The sequence below is a fragment of the Ilumatobacter sp. genome, from assembly GCF_046290335.1.
GTDB lineage: Bacteria > Actinomycetota > Acidimicrobiia > Acidimicrobiales > Ilumatobacteraceae > Ilumatobacter_A.
The window spans coordinates 1,033,174-1,049,402 of the sequence record NZ_JBKAGH010000001.1 but is presented as its reverse complement, the minus strand read 5'-3'; the positions used below and the strand labels follow the sequence as shown (position 1 = coordinate 1,049,402).

At 67.5% G+C, this 16,229-nt stretch carries 11 protein-coding genes; 8 read left to right on the top strand and 3 right to left on the bottom strand.

From position 1 onward, the window contains the following. Position 1 precedes the first annotated feature (1 nt). The 4 genes from ACE37B_RS04760 to ACE37B_RS04745 are packed head-to-tail and all read left to right on the top strand — an operon-like array spanning position 2 to position 7,448. Positions 2-943, top strand: coding sequence for an alpha-E domain-containing protein (locus tag ACE37B_RS04760; RefSeq protein ID WP_409922132.1), 942 nt, complete (start codon positions 2-4; stop codon positions 941-943). Further along, entirely contained in the window at positions 943-3,174 is a 2,232-nt protein-coding gene (locus tag ACE37B_RS04755; protein ID WP_409922131.1) for a circularly permuted type 2 ATP-grasp protein, read from the top strand. The genes ACE37B_RS04760 and ACE37B_RS04755 overlap by 1 nt, the downstream gene beginning before the upstream one ends. Continuing rightward, positions 3,171-4,064, top strand: coding sequence for a transglutaminase domain-containing protein (locus tag ACE37B_RS04750; RefSeq protein WP_409922130.1), 894 nt, complete (start codon positions 3,171-3,173; stop codon positions 4,062-4,064). Before ACE37B_RS04755 ends, ACE37B_RS04750 begins: the two co-directional genes overlap by 4 nt. Positions 4,065-4,106: 42 nt before the next feature. Further along, positions 4,107-7,448 carry a DUF2126 domain-containing protein gene (locus ACE37B_RS04745; RefSeq protein ID WP_409922129.1) on the top strand — a complete coding sequence of 1,114 codons (3,342 nt, stop codon included), beginning with the start codon at positions 4,107-4,109 and terminating at the stop codon, positions 7,446-7,448. Here ACE37B_RS04745 and ACE37B_RS04740 read toward each other — a convergent pair. Continuing rightward, complete coding sequence (locus ACE37B_RS04740; RefSeq protein WP_409922128.1) at positions 7,420-8,358, bottom strand: tetrahydrodipicolinate N-succinyltransferase N-terminal domain-containing protein; 939 nt, start codon at positions 8,356-8,358, stop codon at positions 7,420-7,422. The two genes, ACE37B_RS04745 and ACE37B_RS04740, sit on opposite strands and share 29 nt — an antisense overlap. A gap of 80 nt (positions 8,359-8,438) precedes the next feature. Further along, complete coding sequence (gene lysS / locus ACE37B_RS04735) at positions 8,439-10,004, bottom strand: lysine--tRNA ligase (RefSeq protein ID WP_409922127.1); 1,566 nt, start codon at positions 10,002-10,004, stop codon at positions 8,439-8,441. A gap of 123 nt (positions 10,005-10,127) precedes the next feature. Between lysS and ACE37B_RS04730 the strand changes: the two genes are divergently transcribed. From ACE37B_RS04730 to ACE37B_RS04720, 3 genes are all read left to right on the top strand, one after another. Then, positions 10,128-11,504 carry a M15 family metallopeptidase gene (locus ACE37B_RS04730; protein WP_409922126.1) on the top strand — a complete coding sequence of 459 codons (1,377 nt, stop codon included), beginning with the start codon at positions 10,128-10,130 and terminating at the stop codon, positions 11,502-11,504. 33 nt (positions 11,505-11,537) lie between these two features. Continuing rightward, positions 11,538-12,926, top strand: a complete 1,389-nt coding sequence (locus ACE37B_RS04725) for a dihydrolipoyl dehydrogenase family protein (protein WP_409922125.1) — start codon at positions 11,538-11,540, stop codon at positions 12,924-12,926. 231 nt (positions 12,927-13,157) lie between these two features. Continuing rightward, complete coding sequence (locus ACE37B_RS04720; RefSeq protein WP_409922124.1) at positions 13,158-13,523, top strand: hypothetical protein; 366 nt, start codon at positions 13,158-13,160, stop codon at positions 13,521-13,523. Between the two features lie 44 nt (positions 13,524-13,567). Here the strand turns inward: ACE37B_RS04720 and ACE37B_RS04715 are convergent, their stop codons facing one another. Then, positions 13,568-15,349: an acetyl/propionyl/methylcrotonyl-CoA carboxylase subunit alpha gene (locus ACE37B_RS04715; protein WP_409922123.1), complete on the bottom strand. Its 1,782-nt coding sequence runs from the start codon at positions 15,347-15,349 to the stop codon at positions 13,568-13,570. Between the two features lie 121 nt (positions 15,350-15,470). Here ACE37B_RS04715 and ACE37B_RS04710 point away from each other — a divergent pair, with 121 nt between their 5' ends. Continuing rightward, positions 15,471-16,148 carry a biotin--[acetyl-CoA-carboxylase] ligase gene (locus tag ACE37B_RS04710; protein WP_409922122.1) on the top strand — a complete coding sequence of 226 codons (678 nt, stop codon included), beginning with the start codon at positions 15,471-15,473 and terminating at the stop codon, positions 16,146-16,148. Positions 16,149-16,229 lie beyond the last annotated feature (81 nt).

Genomic DNA, 16,229 nt, shown 5'->3' with positions numbered 1-16,229 from the left:
CATGGCGCTGTTGTCACGAAACGCCGATCGGATCTTCTGGGCGGCTCGCTACCTCGAACGCGCCGAGGACACGTCTCGCCTCGTGCAGGAGTTCGGCGAACTGTTCGACGACATGCCGAGTGAGGACGAGGCAGCGACGGCTCGACGCTGGGCGCCGCTGCTCGTGGTGTGCGGCGACCGCGACCCGTCGCACGCAGCGGCGACCGAACGCGACGTGGTACGCGCGCTCGTTTGCGACCCCGAGCAACCGGGAAGTGTTGCTGCGTGTGTCGCATCGGCGAGGTCGAACCTCCGAACCACCCGCGAAGTCCTTCCGCGGGAAGCGTGGCACACCGTCAACGATCTGTCGCTGTTCGTGGCCGCCGAGGCGAATCGTGCCGAGGACCGACGTTTCCGTGCCCGAGTGCTCTCGCGAGTCGCCGCCGACAGCCGGCGCCTCGACGGCATCCTCACCTCGTCGATGACGCGTGACGCTGCGTGGGAGATGTGGCGGATGGGTCGATATCTCGAACGCGCCGACATGACCACCCGCGTCGTCGGCGTGCGCGCCGCAGCGCTCATGGCCCACGGGCACGACCAGTTGCAGTACGACGAAGTGCAGTGGATGGGTGTCTTGCGGTCGCTGTCGGCACTCCAGATGTACCAGCGGGCCAGCCGCGGGCCGATCGAAGCTTCCTCGGTCGTGCAGTTCCTCCTCTTCGACGACTCGTTTCCTCGATCGGTGCGGTTCTGCCTCGACGAGATCGATCGGTGCCTCGACAAGCTGTCGCGCTCCGATGCCGTTCGCCACTCCGTCGACGAGGCCCGAACGGCGCTCATGTCGACGATGGCGACGACCGCTGACGGTTCCGATCTCGATCAGGCGATGGACTGGGTACAGTCGCTACTCATCCGAGTCAACGAGGCGGTCACCCGTCGCTTCCTCAGCATCGATGGTGGTTGATGGAGACGACACAGACCGACGACCTCGGCGAACTGATCCACCGGCAACGGATCATCGACCGGCTGTTGATGGCCGAAGGCGCGGGCCACATCGTCCACGATCTACCGGTTCGCTCCGATGGCCGATCGGTGGGATTGGCGAGTCGACCGTGGCGCCTCGACCCGATGCCGTACGTGATCGAATCGGCCGACTTCGGCTGGATCGAAGAGGCGATCACGCGTCGCATGCGCATGCACGAGGCGTTGCTCGACGATCTGTACGGTGATCGAGGCCTCGTCGCCGAGGGCGTGATCGATCCGGCGGTGCTCTGGTCGAGCGCCGGGTATCGCTTGGCGGCGGTTGGGGCGACAGAGCGGCGACATCAGCACCGTTGGCTGTCGCGGTATTCCATCGATCTCGTTCGCACAGTCGACGGCGCGTGGCATGCGATTGCCGACCACACCGATGCGCCGGTCGGCCTCGGCTACTGCCTGCTCGACCGCGGCGTGATGACCCAGGTCGTCGATGTCGGATCGACGCCCCCGCGCCCGGTCGACGGTGCGCTCGGACTCGTCCGTCGATCGCTCATCGATTCGACCTCGATCGACGGCCCGCGTGTGGTGATGCTCACCAGCGGGATCGACCACCCCGCCTACGTCGAGCATTCGTACATGGCGACCCAGTTGGGGTTCAACATCGTGGAGGGTCCGGATCTCGTCGTGCGAGAGCGGTCGCTGTGGCTGCAGACACTGGGCGGGCTCGACCACATCGACGTGTTGCATCGGCGCATCGGTGATCGCCAACTCGATCCGCTCGAAGCGAACACGTACGGCTCGGCAGGGGTGCCGGCGCTGCTGCTGGCCGCCGACTCGGGCAGCTTGGCGATCTCCAACGCGCACGGCACGGGCGTGATCGACTCGCCGGATCTGGTCCATCTGTGGGACCACGCCGGTGAGATGCTCACCGGTGAAGCACCGTGGTTGACGCTGACCTCGCCACACACGGCGCCGGGGTCGACGGCGATCGACGACCTCCTCGGCCAGCCCGCTGAGCGGGTGCCCTGTCTCATCGACGGCGTCATCGTCGACAAGCCGATCGTCCTGCGGTTTCATGCCGTCGCCACCGACGATGGCATCTCGGTGGTCCCGGCGGCGAGTGGCCGCATCATCGAGCCGTTCGACGATCCGAACGTTCCGACGCCGTGCCGGGCGAAGGACGTCTGGATCATGGGCGAGGCCAGGTCGGTCCCGGTGCATCGTCCGGCTCGTTCGGCGCCGCAGGTCGACTTCATCACCTCGGTGCCGACCCGCGCCGCCGACTCGCTGTACTGGCTGGGTCGCGCGTCGGAGCGCGCCGAAGTCGTCGCTCGGTCGATGCGCGTCATCGCCGCCGCTGCGCCGCTGGCCGCCTGGACCGGGTCTCCGACGCCGGCGATGCGGCTCCTCGCGGCCCTGACCGGATCGAACGATGCGGTCGAGGCGGTCGAATCGACCGACGAGCCGATGGAACTCGCGCACGCGCGGCACCTCGCCGTCGTGTCGGCGGCTGCGTCGCTCGAGTTCCACATCGGCTCGCTGCTCGCGGAATCCGCGAGCGTGCGCGAGTTCCTGTCGACCACGACGGGTCGGGTGCTCGGCGAGATGGTGATGACACGCGAGCGACTCACCGCAGCGCCGGACGACATCGACGCGATCGATGCGCTCCTCTTCCAACTCTCTGCGTTTGCCGGGCTCTGGAGCGAGAGCGTCGTGCGCGGTCCGGCGTGGTACTTCGGTGACTTCGCCAAGCGCTACGAGCGGGCGACCGTCGCCTTGACGAGTTCGGCGATGGCGGTTCGCATCGACGATGACGTCGCCCTCCCGGAATCGGAGCGACGCCGAGGTCTGGAAGCGGTGCTGGCGTCGAACGACAGCCTGGTGGCGTACCGTCGACGGCATCGCAGCGACGTGGAGCTCGGCGCGGTGCTCGGGCTGCTGCTCCACGACGAGCGCAACCCACGATCGTTCGCCGCGTCGATCGCCGGCCTGGTGCGCAACGCCGAGGCGATCGGTTGGTCGGCGGGCATCGATCGCATCGAGCGAGTCGGCGCAACGGTCGGCTCGTTCGCCGTCGGAGCCGATGCGAGCAAGCTCGACGATGCGGTCGGTCGGCTGCACGACCTCGCCAGCGAACTGACCTCGACCCGACTGGTCGCGCCGCCTCGCCCGACGCTCGTCCGCACCCGCGTCGTCGATCCGGGAGCGGTGGCGTGACCCGCTACAGCGTGTCGCACCGCACCTCGTACCGGTACGGACAGCCGGTGACCGACGCCTACTCGGTCGCCTGTCTGCTGCCTCGTGACCGGCCGCACCAGCGCGTGATCGAGTCGACGGTGACAGCGACACCGGCGCCCGACGAGTACGACGAGAGCAAGGACGTGTTCGGCAATCGCATCGTGCAACTCGGCATCCACCACCGTCACGATGCGTTCGACATCGTGGCGAGGAGCGTGGTCGACGTCGACCAGATCGAATTGCCGACGTCGCAGTACACGTGGGAGCAGGTCGCCGAGTTCGCGCGAGCGTTGCGCGGCTCCGAGGCGGTTCGCATCGGTCCGTATCGGGCGGCCACGCCGGCGTCGACGCCGGTCCGGCGTCCCGAGTTGCTGGCAGCGATGGCTCAACGGATCTTCACCCCGGGCCGTCCCGTCGTCGACGCGGTCAGCGCGCTGTCGACCGACATCTTCGCGACGTTCGCGTTCGACCCGACGGCGACGGACTGGGCGACGCCCATCGACGACGTGCTCGAGCAAGAGCGGGGCGTGTGCCAGGACTTCGCTCACGTGGCGACGGCGGTGTTGCGCCACGTCGGCATCCCGGCGTCGTACGTCAGCGGCTACATCGAGACCGAGCCGCCGCCGGGCGAGGCCAAGTCGATCGGGGCCGACGCGTCGCACGCGTGGTGTTCGGTCTGGATCCCCGACGTCGGTTGGTTCGATCTCGACCCGACCAATGATCAGGTCCCGCCGACTCGACATGTCACCGTCGGCTGGGGTCGGGACTACGCCGACGTCGCGCCGGTGCGCGGCGTGGTGCTCGGGCCGAGTGCGCAACAGACCATGCAGGTCGGGGTCGACGTAGCGCGCGTCGACGCGCCGATCTGATCGAACGATCACGAACGAAGCAACGGAGAGGAACCACACCCCTTGGGCATCCACATCGGGATCGAACACCGCACCAGCTATCGATTCGACCGACCGGTCGACATCCATCCGCACATCGTGCGGCTGCGTCCCGCTCCACACAGCCGGACCCCGATCCTGGCCTACAGCCTGAAAGTGGAACCGGCGGACCACTTCATCAACTGGCAGCAGGATCCGTTCGGCAACTTCATGGCCCGCCTGGTCTTCCCGGAACCTGCCACGTCGCTCGACATCACCGTCGACCTCGTCGCCGACCTGGGCGTGATCAACCCGTTCGACTTCTTCGTCGAGGAGTCGGCCAAGCAGTATCCGTTCGACTACACCGACCAGACCCGTACCGACCTCGAGCCCTATCTCCGCCCGGCGGGGCCCGCCGGGCCGCTCCTGCGGGAGTGGTTGTCGACGATCGACACGACGGTGTCGGATGTGGGCATCGCGGATTTCCTGGTCGACGTCAACCGACGTCTCTACAGCGACGTCGCATACTCCGTCCGGATGGAGCCCGGAGTCCAGACGCCGGACGAAACACTCGATCGCGGGATCGGCTCGTGTCGAGACACCGGCTGGCTCCTCGTCGAGGCGCTGCGTCATCTCGGACTGGCGGCCCGGTTCGTGTCGGGGTATCTCGTCCAGTTGACGAGCGACCAGCCGTCGCTCGACGGCCCCGACGGGCCCGAGGCCGACTTCACCGATCTGCATGCGTGGGCCGAGGTATACGTTCCCGGTGCCGGGTGGATCGGTCTCGATCCGACCTCGGGACTCTTCGCCGGCGAAGGGCACATTCCGTTGGCGTGCACGCCGCATCCGTCGTCGGCGGCGCCGATCGCGGGGTCGACCGGCCCGAGCGAGGTCGAGTTCTCGTTCACCAACACGGTGCACCGGTTCCGTGAAGACCCACGCGTGACGCTGCCGTACACCCCCGAGCAGTGGGCGCGGATCGACGCGCTCGGAGAACAGGTCGACACAGCGCTCGACGCTGGCGATGTTCGGCTGACGATGGGTGGTGAGCCGACGTTCGTGTCGATCGACGACATGGAAGGTCCGGAGTGGAACATCACCGCCGACAGTTCGGCCAAGCGCGCCCTGGCGGAGACGTTGACGTGGCGCTTGCGTGAGCGCTTCGCTCCTGGTGGATTGATCCAACACGGTCAGGGCAAGTGGTATCCGGGCGAACCACTGCCGCGATGGCAACTCGCGATCGTCTGGCGCAGCGACGGCGAGCCGATGTGGCGTGACTCGTCGCTGCTGGCCGACCCGTCGGCGCCGGGTTCTGCCGACCTCGACCACGCCGAGCGGTTCGCCCACGAGATGGCCCGGCGCTTCGGCCTCGGCGTCGATGCGGTCGTCGCTGCCTACGAGGACCCGGTCGACACGTCGTGGGCCGAGTCCCGGCTCCCCGAGGGCGACGCACCCGAACTCGACGTCGACGAAACGGAGGCAGCGGCGATCGCCAGCGCCGACGTCCGTCGCCGCCTCGTCGAACGTCTCGCCGGATCGATCGGCGAGCCGGCCGGGTTCGTACTGCCGTTGCATCCGTCGGCCGACAACGTCGGGTGGGCGACCACGACGTGGACGCTGCGTCGCGGTCGCCTCTATCTGATCGGTGGCGACTCGCCGGTGGGGTTGCGCTTGCCACTCGCATCGCTGACGTGGTCGCCGCATCCCGACTCGTTCGAACGATCACCGTTCGAACGACGAGGGGCATTGCCGCCCTCCGGCTCGATGCCGTCGCCAGCCGCAACCGTGCCCGTCCACGAGGCGGCGCCGACGGCGGTCACCGTCGAGATCCGCGACGGTCACCTCTGCGTGTTCCTCCCGCCGGTCGAGCAGGCCGAGCGTGCGGTCGAGCTCCTGGCAGCCGTCGAGGACGTCGCAGGGTCGATCGACGTGCCGATCGTGATCGAGGGGTATCCGCTCCCGCGCGATCCTCGACTCTCGACGCTCGTGGTCACGCCCGATCCTGGCGTGATCGAGGTCAACGTGCAACCGACGTCGTCGTGGCCGGAATTGCGCGACGTCGTCGACGCGCTCTACGACGAAGCGCGTCAGGCCCGCCTCGGCACCGAGAAGTTCGCGCTCGATGGCACCCACACGGGGACCGGCGGGGGCAACCACGTCACCCTCGGCGGCGCGACGCCCGACGAGAGCCCGCTGCTGCGCCGTCCCGACCTCCTGCGCAGCATGATCACCTACTGGCAGCATCACCCGTCGCTGTCGTACCTGTTCTCTGGGCAGTTCATCGGGCCGACCAGCCAGGCGCCGCGTGTCGACGAAGGACGCGCCGACACGGTCTACGAGCTCGAGATCGCCTTCGCCGAGCTCGAACGTGCCGGCGACGACGCGCCACCGTGGATCGTCGATCGGTTGCTGCGACATCTGCTCGTCGACCTGACCGGCAACACCCATCGGTCGGAGTTCTGCATCGACAAGCTCTTCAGTCCCGACTCCGATCGCGGGCGGCTCGGGATCCTCGAACTGCGCGCCTTCGAGATGCCGCCACATCCCCAGATGGCGATGGTGCAAGCGTTGCTCGTGCGTTCGCTCGTTGCTCGGTTCTGGGACGCGCCGTATCGAGGTCGACTCGTGCGGTGGGGGACCGACCTGACCGATCGGTACATGCTGCCCTGGTACGTGCGCGCCGACATCCACGACGTCGTCGCCGACCTGGTCGACCACGGCATCGAGTTCGACGCGTCGTGGCTGGATCCGTTCCTCGAGTTCCGGTTCCCCTTGATCGGGGAGTTGGTCGTCGACGACGTACGCGTCGAGATCCGCCGAGCGATCGAACCGTGGCATGTGCTCGGCGAGGAGGTGAGCGGCTCGGGCACGTCGCGCTACGTCGACTCCTCGGTGGAACGGGTGCAGGTGTTGGCGGCCGGACTCAACGACGAGCGACACGTGCTGACCTGCAACGGCGTGCCGATCCCGATGCAGCGCACGATGACGAGCGGCACGAGCGTGGCAGGAGTGCGGTTCAAGGCGTGGGCGCCGTGGTCGGCGTTGCACCCGACGATCGACGTGCATGGTCCGCTCGTGTTCGACGTGGTCGACCGGTGGAGTCGACGGGTCATCGGCGGCGGCACCTACGAGATCGTGCATCCGGGTGGTCGCTCGTACGACACGTTCCCGGTCAACGCCGCCGAAGCCGAAGCGCGCCGTGCGAGCCGGTTCTTCGACCACGGCCACACTCCGGGTCGCGTCGACCTCGCGGCCCTCGACGAGATGCTCGCTGCCATGCCACGGGAGTACCCCCGCACGCTCGACCTCAGGAGGTTTCCGCCACGGGCGAGCGAGGCCGGGACGGCCCAGACGGGCGCTACTGGCCCGAGTGCAGTTCGGCGTTGAGTTCGCCCCAACTGCGCGAACGAGGCCGGGCGATGACCTGCCCGGTCTGGCCGTCGCGGATGAACATCACGCCGCCGATGCCGGACAACTCGCGTCCTTTGCGGACGCCGTCGGGGGTCATCACCGGCGTTGCGCCGGTGACGTAGAGGCCGGCCTCGACGACGCAGTCATCACCGAGGCTGATCCCGATGCCGGAGTTCGCGCCCAGCAGGCATCGCTCACCGATCGAGATGACCTCGTCGTTGCCGCCCGACAGCGTGCCCATGATCGACGCGCCGCCGCCGACATCGGATCCGTTCCCGACCACGACTCCGGCAGAGATGCGCCCTTCGACCATCGAGGACCCGAGCGTGCCGGCGTTGAAGTTGCAGAAGCCTTCGTGCATCACGGTGGTGCCCTCGGCGAGGTGAGCGCCGAGACGCACTCGGTCCGCGTCCGCGATGCGAACCCCGCTCGGGATGACGTAGTCGGTCATACGAGGGAACTTGTCGAGGCCCTGCACGAGGAGGACGCCCCCGGATTGCTTGACGGCGAGGCGCACGTCGTCGAGCGACGCGATGGACACGGGACCGAGGTTGGTCCACGCCACGTTGTTCAGCGCCGCGAACGTGCCGTTCATGTTGATCGAGCGCGGCGCGGCCAGCCGGTGCGACAGCAGATGGAGGCGCAGGTAGGCGTCTTCGGGGGAGGCGGGCGCTTCGTCGACGTCGACGGAGATGCGGACGGGACGGATCGTGACCTTGCGGACCTCGTCGACGGCATCGCGGCGGGTCAGACGGTCTTCGATCTCGTCGAGTGGGCAGTCGTCACCACCGAACTCGCCCCAACCGAGCCAGCGGTACCAGGTGTCGAGTGTCGCGCCGTTCTCGTCGACGGTTGCGAGGCCTGCGCCCCATGCCATGCGTGTCATCGGTGATTCTCCTTCGAGAGTGCTGAGAGGTGGAAGTCGAGTTGGTGTTCGAGTTCGGGGTCGGCGGCGTCGCTGGAGTGTCAGAACGCTTCGGGCCGAAGTGTCGGGAAGAGGATGACTTCCTTGATCGAGTCGACCCCGGCGAGCAGCATCGCCAGCCGATCGATGCCGATACCGAGTCCGCCGGTCGGCGGCATCCCGTACTCGAGTGCCCGCAGGTAGTCCTCGTCGACGGTGCCAGCCTCGTCGTCACCCGCGTCCTTGGCCGCCTGCTCTTCCTCGAAACGAGCGCGCTGCTCGGCGGGGTCGTTCAACTCCGAGTAGCCGTTGGCGAGTTCTCGGCCGTCGACGAACAACTCGAAGCGCTCCGTCAGGAACGGGTCGTTGCGGTCGACGCGTGCGAGAGGCGAGATCTCGACCGGGTGCCCGGTCACGAACGTCGGCCGCACGATCGACTGCTCGGCCGTTGCCTCGAACAGCTCCTCGATGATCTTGCCGGATCCCCAGCGCGTCTCGACGTGGACGCCGTGATCGGCGGCGACACGGCGAGCGTCGTCGACCGGCATCGACGGGTGCAACTCGACCCCCGTTCCTTCGGACGCGTAGTCGATCATCCGCTTGCGCGGCCACGGATCGGCGAGGTCGACCGGCTCGCCGCGTACGTCGACGATCGTGGTGCCGAGCGCGTCGCGGGCCGCTGTCGTGATCAGCTCCTCGGTGATGTCCATGACGTCGTTCCAGTCGCCGAACGCCTGGTAGAGCTCCATCATCGTGAACTCGGGGTTGTGCCGAGTCGAGATGCCCTCGTTGCGGAACGTCCGCGCGATCTCATACACCCGCTCCATGCCGCCCACGATCAACCGCTTCAGGTACAGCTCGACGGCGATGCGCAAGTAGAGCTGCATGTCGAGGGTGTTGTGGTGCGTGGTGAACGGTCGAGCGTGGGCGCCGCCGACCTCGGGGTGCAGCACCGGTGTCTCGACCTCGATGAAACCGTGTGCTGCCAGCGTGCGGCGAAAGCTCGCCACGGTCTCGTGTCGGATCTCGAAGTTGCGGCGCGCGTCGTCGTTGACGATCAGGTCGGCGTAGCGCTGTCGGAACCGGGTATCGGTGTCGGTCAGACCGTGCCATTTGTCGGGCATCGGTCGGATCGCCTTCGACAAGAGCTCGACGCGTTCGGGCTTGACCGACAGCTCGCCTTTGCGGGTCGTCATCACGGTGCCGTCAGCGCCGATCCAATCGCCGAGGTCGAGCGACTTGATCGCGGCGAACGCGTCCTCGCCGACGACCGCCTTCGAGATGAAGAGTTGCACGTCGCCGGTGCGATCGCGGACGGTCGCGAAGACGAGCTTGCCCGAGTCGCGCTTGAGCATGATCCGACCGGCGATCGACACGGCGTCGTCGGTTTCGACGCCCGCTTCGAGTTCGCCCCACTGAGAACGGATCTCGGCGAGGGTGTGCGTGCGGTCGAATCGGTACGGATACGGGTTGGTACCGGACTCGCGTAGCGCAGCGATCTGTGCGCTGCGCCGTTGCTTCTCGGCCTCGAGACCGCTGCCGCTCGCAGCCGACGGATCAGTCGACGGTACGTCGGCATGTGGGTCGACAGGTGCGTCGGCAGGGGCGGAATCGGGTGACTGGCTCACGGAACAGGGACCGTAGCCAGCTTCGCGGCGCGGAGAAACATGGAATCGACCCTCGACGAGCGGCAACGAAACTTTTCTCGACATGACATCGAGACTGTGTCACGACTTCGTAATATGCGTCGAGTGTTCACGCCACCACTCGACACGTCCGACGCTGGACGACAGCCGCGCTCGCGTCGGGTCGCGGTGATCGCTGCGGCGTTGAGCGTGCTCGTCGCCGTGCCGGCAGCTGCTGGCGTGAACGGGTCGGGTGGGGCACAGGTCACCGAACAGGCGCAACGCATCGTGGCGGAGCGAGCGGACGTCGTCAGCGTGTACAACAGCGGCGCGCTGAGCCCTGACGTCGAGGCGCGGGCGCTCGCGGCCGCTGCGTCGGTCGGGGCTGATTCGACGGTTCGTCACGCGGCCTCGATCGGCATGACCGCCGTCACCCGTCGAGGGACGTTCGTGCAGCAGGCGCCCTCGGGCTTCGCCTATCCGATGGGGACCACCGTTCTGGAGCCGTCGGCGATCCGAGCGTTCATGGGCGACGGCGTCGCTGCGACGCTCGGCGAGCAGCACGTCGTGATGGGAGCACAGACCGCTGCGCTCCGCGGCGCGATCGCCGGCGACACGATCACGCTGCAGGCGTCATGGGGCGGACCGGTCGACTTCACGATCGGGTCGGTGGTGCCCGACTCGGTCACCGGTGGCACCGAATTGTTGCTGACCCCCGCCGGAGCGGCGCGCATCGGGCTGTCTCGCGCGAGCAGCGTCATGATCTGGAACTTCGGTGATCGCGTCGCCCTCGACCAGGCACTGGTCGACAACCAGCTCGTCTCGACGTCGGTGCGGATCCGCCGGAGCTGGGAGCCGGCCGATCCCGACTCGACGCTGGGAATGGGCGCCGCCAAGGCGTTGATGGGCGAGTTCGCCTACCGCGTGAACGCCGACGGCTCGGTGTCGATCGACTCGGCGTGGACGAACGAGAACCTGCCGTCGGGGCGCACGCTCTTGAACGGCGACGTGCCGATCGTGGCACGGTGCCACCGCGCCATCGAACCGGCGCTGCGGGCGGCGCTCGCTGACGTGGCAGCTGCCGGACTCGCCTGGACCATCAACACCGTCGACGCGAACCGTGCAGGCGGCTGCTACAACCCCCGCTTCAATCGTCTCGCGCAGAACAGTTCGATCGGGTTTCTCTCCCGGCACACCTGGGCGATGGCGATCGACACCAACACGATCGGCTCGTGCCAGGGATGCGCCCCTCCCGACATCGATTGTCGCACCGTTCGGATCTTCCGCAAGCACGGGTTCGCCTGGGGCGGCAACTTCTTGACGCCCGACGGCATGCACTTCGAATGGGTCGGCGAGTCCCGCGACCAACTGCCGTATCCGTCCCGCTTCTGCCCGAACCTGGTCGCCAACCGGTCGATCGACCCGGGTGCCGAACTGCCCGTCGAAGCGACGGAGCGTGCGACGCTGTTCTCCGACTCCGGCTTCGACGCACACCTTCACTGACGCACGGGCTGCTCGGGCTCCTAGTCTGACGAGGTGGCAGAACGATTCGTGATCATCGGCGGTGGCCCGGCCGGCAACGTCGCCGCAACCTACGCAGCTCGGCTCGGCGCAGAGGTGACCGTCGTCGAACGTGACGTCATCGGTGGCGCCGCACATCTGTGGGACTGCATCCCCTCGAAGTCGATGATCGCAACCGGCGGCGCGATGAGCTTCATGCGTCGATCCGAAGGCATGGGCCTCGAGCAGGAGGAACCGACGATCGACACGACTGCCCTCACGGCACGGATCGATCAGATCAAGGGCAAGATGTCGGGCAACACGACCGAGCTCCTCGAGAGCCAAAACGTTCGACTCGTGCGCGGCAGCGGCCGCTTCACCGGGCCACACACGGTCGAAGTGGAGACGGCGAGCGGCGTCGAAGTGATCGAGTTCGATTCAGCGCTCGTCTCGACCGGGTCGCGACCACGTATTCCCGACTGGTGTCACCCCGATGGCGAGCGCATCTTGACGACTCGTGACTGCTACCCGCCGCGCATCTTCCCCGAGAGCGTGACCGTCGTCGGCTCGGGCGTCACGGGTGTGGAGTTCGTGCACATGTTCTCCTCCTTCGGATCGAAGGTCACTCTCGTCGTGAGTCGTCAGCAGGTGCTTCCGGGCAAGGATCCGGAGGTCGCGTCGGTGCTCGAGAGTGAGTTCATGCAGCGCGGGGTCAAGCTGTTGATGGGAGCGCGCGCCGAGGCGATCGAGCGGATCGACGCCGATGGCACGCCCGACCCGGACGGTGATCGCGTGATCGTGCGTTGCGACGACGGGCGAAGTGTCACGTCATCGCATGCCGTGCTGGCGATCGGTTCGATCCCCAACACCGACGAACTCGGACTCGAGTCGGCTGGTGTGCACGTCAACGACTGGGGCTACGTCGACATCAACCATCACTGCGTCACCAACGTGGGGCACATCTACGCCGCCGGTGACATCAGCGGCAAGCTGCCGCTGTCGTCGGTCGCGTCGATCCAGGGTCGCAAGGTCGCCGAGCACGTGATGGGGCTGCACACGCGCAGCCATCGCCATCTCGACTACGACAAGGCGGCGTCGGCGATCTTCACCGAACCCGAGATCGCCGACGTGGGCCTCGCCGAAGCGGAGGCGTTCGCGTCGGGTCGCAAGATCCGCGTCACGAAGGTGCCGTTCTCGGCGACCGCCAAGGCGATGATCAACAACGATACGCGCGGGTTCGTCAAGATCATCTCCGACCCGGCGACCGGCGTGATCCTGGGCGGTTCGATCGTCGGCCGGCACGCTGCGGAGTTGATCTCGGTGATCGCCGTCGCCGTGACCGCCGGCCTGACGGTCACCGACCTCGTCGAGTCCATCCTCGTGCATCCGGCGCTGAGTGAAGCGCTCGCCGAAGCCGCCGAATAGGGATCCCGAAGATCGAGCCGGGCCTCGCCGTGTGGGCTCGACAACGGGAGGGCTCGGGACCCTACCGCCGGTGCCGTGACAAGGTGGCTGGACGTGACACGCCACCTTGTCACGGCCACCGATGGCACTCCACCGGCCCCGTGTAGCGACACCGGTATCGGTCGCGCCGGACGATCCCACAGCGCACGGTGTCTCCCGTCGTTGTCACACCGGTCTGGCTGCATGGGAGCCATGAGCGTGGAACGCGAGGTCCGCTGGCTGGTCGATGGTGCCCTGGGGGAGGATCACGGGCGAGCCCTTGCGTGTCAGCGATTGTTGCTCGACGTCTACCTTCCCTGGCTCCAGCGCCGGTCCGTGCTCGGCGCCCGACGTGCGGGCAAGGACTGGGCGAAGATCGGGCGGCTCGTCGGCCGTAGCCGTCAAGCGGTTCGCGAACGGTTCGGCACGGCGACGGCCGTCAGGGCGCTGCTGCCGCCGACGATGCCAGCTGACGGGGGCCTTCGAGACGAGCGGGATCTCGCCGACATGCTCGCCGAGATCCGGCGTCGCCGCGAGATCGACGATGCAGCCGCCACGGGCAGCCTCGTCCCTTGGTGACCAGCGCCGCCCGCGATCAGCTGGCGGGGATCAGTTGGCCGGGATCAGCTGGCGGGCTCGATGATGACGAGCACGTCGCCGCCGCCGACCGTATCGCCGGCGGCGACCTTGATCTCCTTGACCGTGCCAGCGGTGTCGGCGTTGATCTGGTTCTCCATCTTCATCGCCTCGAGTACGACCAGTCCGGCGCCCGGCTCGACCGTCGCTCCGACCTCGACGAGCACCTTGACGATCGTTCCCTGCATCGGAGCCTCGATGGTGCCGGAACCACCACCGGCGCCGCCGCCACCAGCAGCTCGCTTCTCGCGCTTCTTCGCCGGTGCTGCGGCGCCGCCGACAGCGACGACGGGCTGATCCGGGACCCACATCGACACGTCGAAACGCTTGCCGTTGACCTCGACCGTGGTGTTGCGGCGAACGAGTTCGGGCGCACCTTCGTCCTGGGGCGGCGGAGTGGTGCCACCGACCGAGATGCCGGACAGGTCAAGGCGTTCTTCGACCCACTTCGTCGAGTGCTCCATCGCCGCGAAGTCCGGGTGACGCAGGATCGCCAGGTCGGCGGGAATCGTCGTGGCGACGCCTTCGACCACGAGTTCTTCGAGTGCACGTATCGTACGAGCGATGGCGACCTCACGCGTGCGCCCCCACACGACCAGCTTGCCGACCAGGTTGTCGTAGAACTGGCTGATCGAGTCGCCGGATTGATAGCCGGTGTCGAAGCGGACCCCGAACCCGTCCGGCGGGACGAGCTTGGTGATCGGGCCGGGCGCCGGCAGGAACTTACCGTCGGTCGGGTCCTCTGCGTTGATGCGGATCTCGATCGAGTGGCCGCGGCGGCTCGCATCGACTTGTTCCTGCGTCATCGGCAACGTTTCGCCCGCAGCCACACGGATCTGCCATTCGACGAGGTCGATGTCGGTGATCATCTCGCTGACGGGATGCTCGACCTGCAAGCGCGTGTTCATCTCGAGGAAGAAGAATTCGCCGTCCTGGTAGATGAATTCGACGGTGCCGGCGCCGTAGTAGCCGACGGCTTGCGCCGCCTTCACGGCGGCTTCGCCCATCGCTTCCTCGACGCCGTCGGGCAGGGAGGGAGCGGGAGCTTCCTCGATCAGTTTCTGATGACGGCGCTGAGCGGAACAGTCACGGCTCGACACCCAGACGCAGTTGCCGTGCTTGTCGCCGACGAGTTGGATCTCGACGTGGCGAGGCCACGTGAGGTAGCGCTCGACGTAGACCTCGTCACGGCCGAAGAAGCTCTTGGCCTCGCGCTGCGCCGACGCCCAGGCGTCGTCGACCTGGTCGGGCCCGTGGACGACCTTCATGCCGCGGCCACCACCGCCGAACGCCGCCTTGATCACCGCAGGCCAGCCGTTCTCGTTGCCGAAGTCGCGGATCTCGTCGGCGCTCTGTGCGAACTCGGTGGTGCCGGGAACGATCGGAGCGCCGCCGCGCATCGCGGCCTGACGGCTCGAGACCTTGTCCGACATCTCATCCATCGCTTCGGGTGGTGGGCCGATGAACTCGACGCCCATCGCTGCGACGGCGCGAGCGAAATCGGCGTTCTCACTGAAGAATCCGTAGCCGGGATGCACAGCGTCGGCACCGCTGGTGCGGATCGCGTCGAGCAACTTGTCGGAGTCGATGTAGCTCTCGGCAGCGGTCTGGCCTCCGAGGGCATACGCCTCGTCGGCGAGGCGGACATGCATCGAGTCGCGGTCGAGTTCGGAATAGACGGCGACCGTCTGGATTCCCATCTCCCGGGCGGCGCGGATGACTCGGACGGCGATTTCGCCTCGGTTGGCGATCAGGATCTTCTTGAGCACGAGTGCAAATGTAGGTGGCGTGACTCGAGATTTCGTCATTCCCGATCCTGACGGGGCCGTTTCGGGCGTCGGCGACCGCTCATTGCCGAGACACTGGCCGCCGGGATGGACGGTTCGCCACGTGGAGTCGACCGGGAGTACCAACGCCGATCTGCTGCGCGAGGTCGAGGCGGGGCGAGCGACGCATCGCACGGTGCTCGTCGCCGACCATCAGAGCGCTGGACGAGGACGACTCGATCGGACCTGGGTCGCACCGCCCGGCGCGAATCTGCTCGTCTCGCTGCTGTTCACGCAGGTTCCCGCCAACCCCACGGTGTTGACGCACGTCGTGGGGATCTCCGCTGCTCGGGCCATCGATCCGGCGGTGGGGCTGAAGTGGCCCAACGACCTGGTCGTCGGCGATCGAAAACTGGCCGGCGTGTTGGCTCAGCGCGAGCCGACGAGCGGGGCGGTCGTGGTCGGGATCGGCGTCAACGTGGGGTGGGCGCCCGACGGCGCCGCGCTCGTCCACGACCTGGCGTCGTCCGGCGAGCACCCCGTCTCGCCGCTCGATCTCTTGGCGGCGATGCTCGGCGAGATCGACGCGTTACTCGCGGAGTCGCCCGAATCGATCGCAGCGTCGTACCGCGATCGACTGGTCACGCTCGGCCAGCGTGTGCGGGTCGAGCTCCCGGGTGATCGAGTGCTGCTCGGGTCGGCGGTCGACGTCGACGAACTCGGTCGGTTGCTGGTCGACGACGACGAGGGCATGCGTCACGTGCTCGATGTGGGTGACGTCGTCCACCTGCGACGATCCTGAAACGGCCCTTCGATCACGGCCCTTCGATCACGGTGTTCGTCGACGGCCGAAGCGGGCGCGATGCCGCCCGCTGGCGAACAG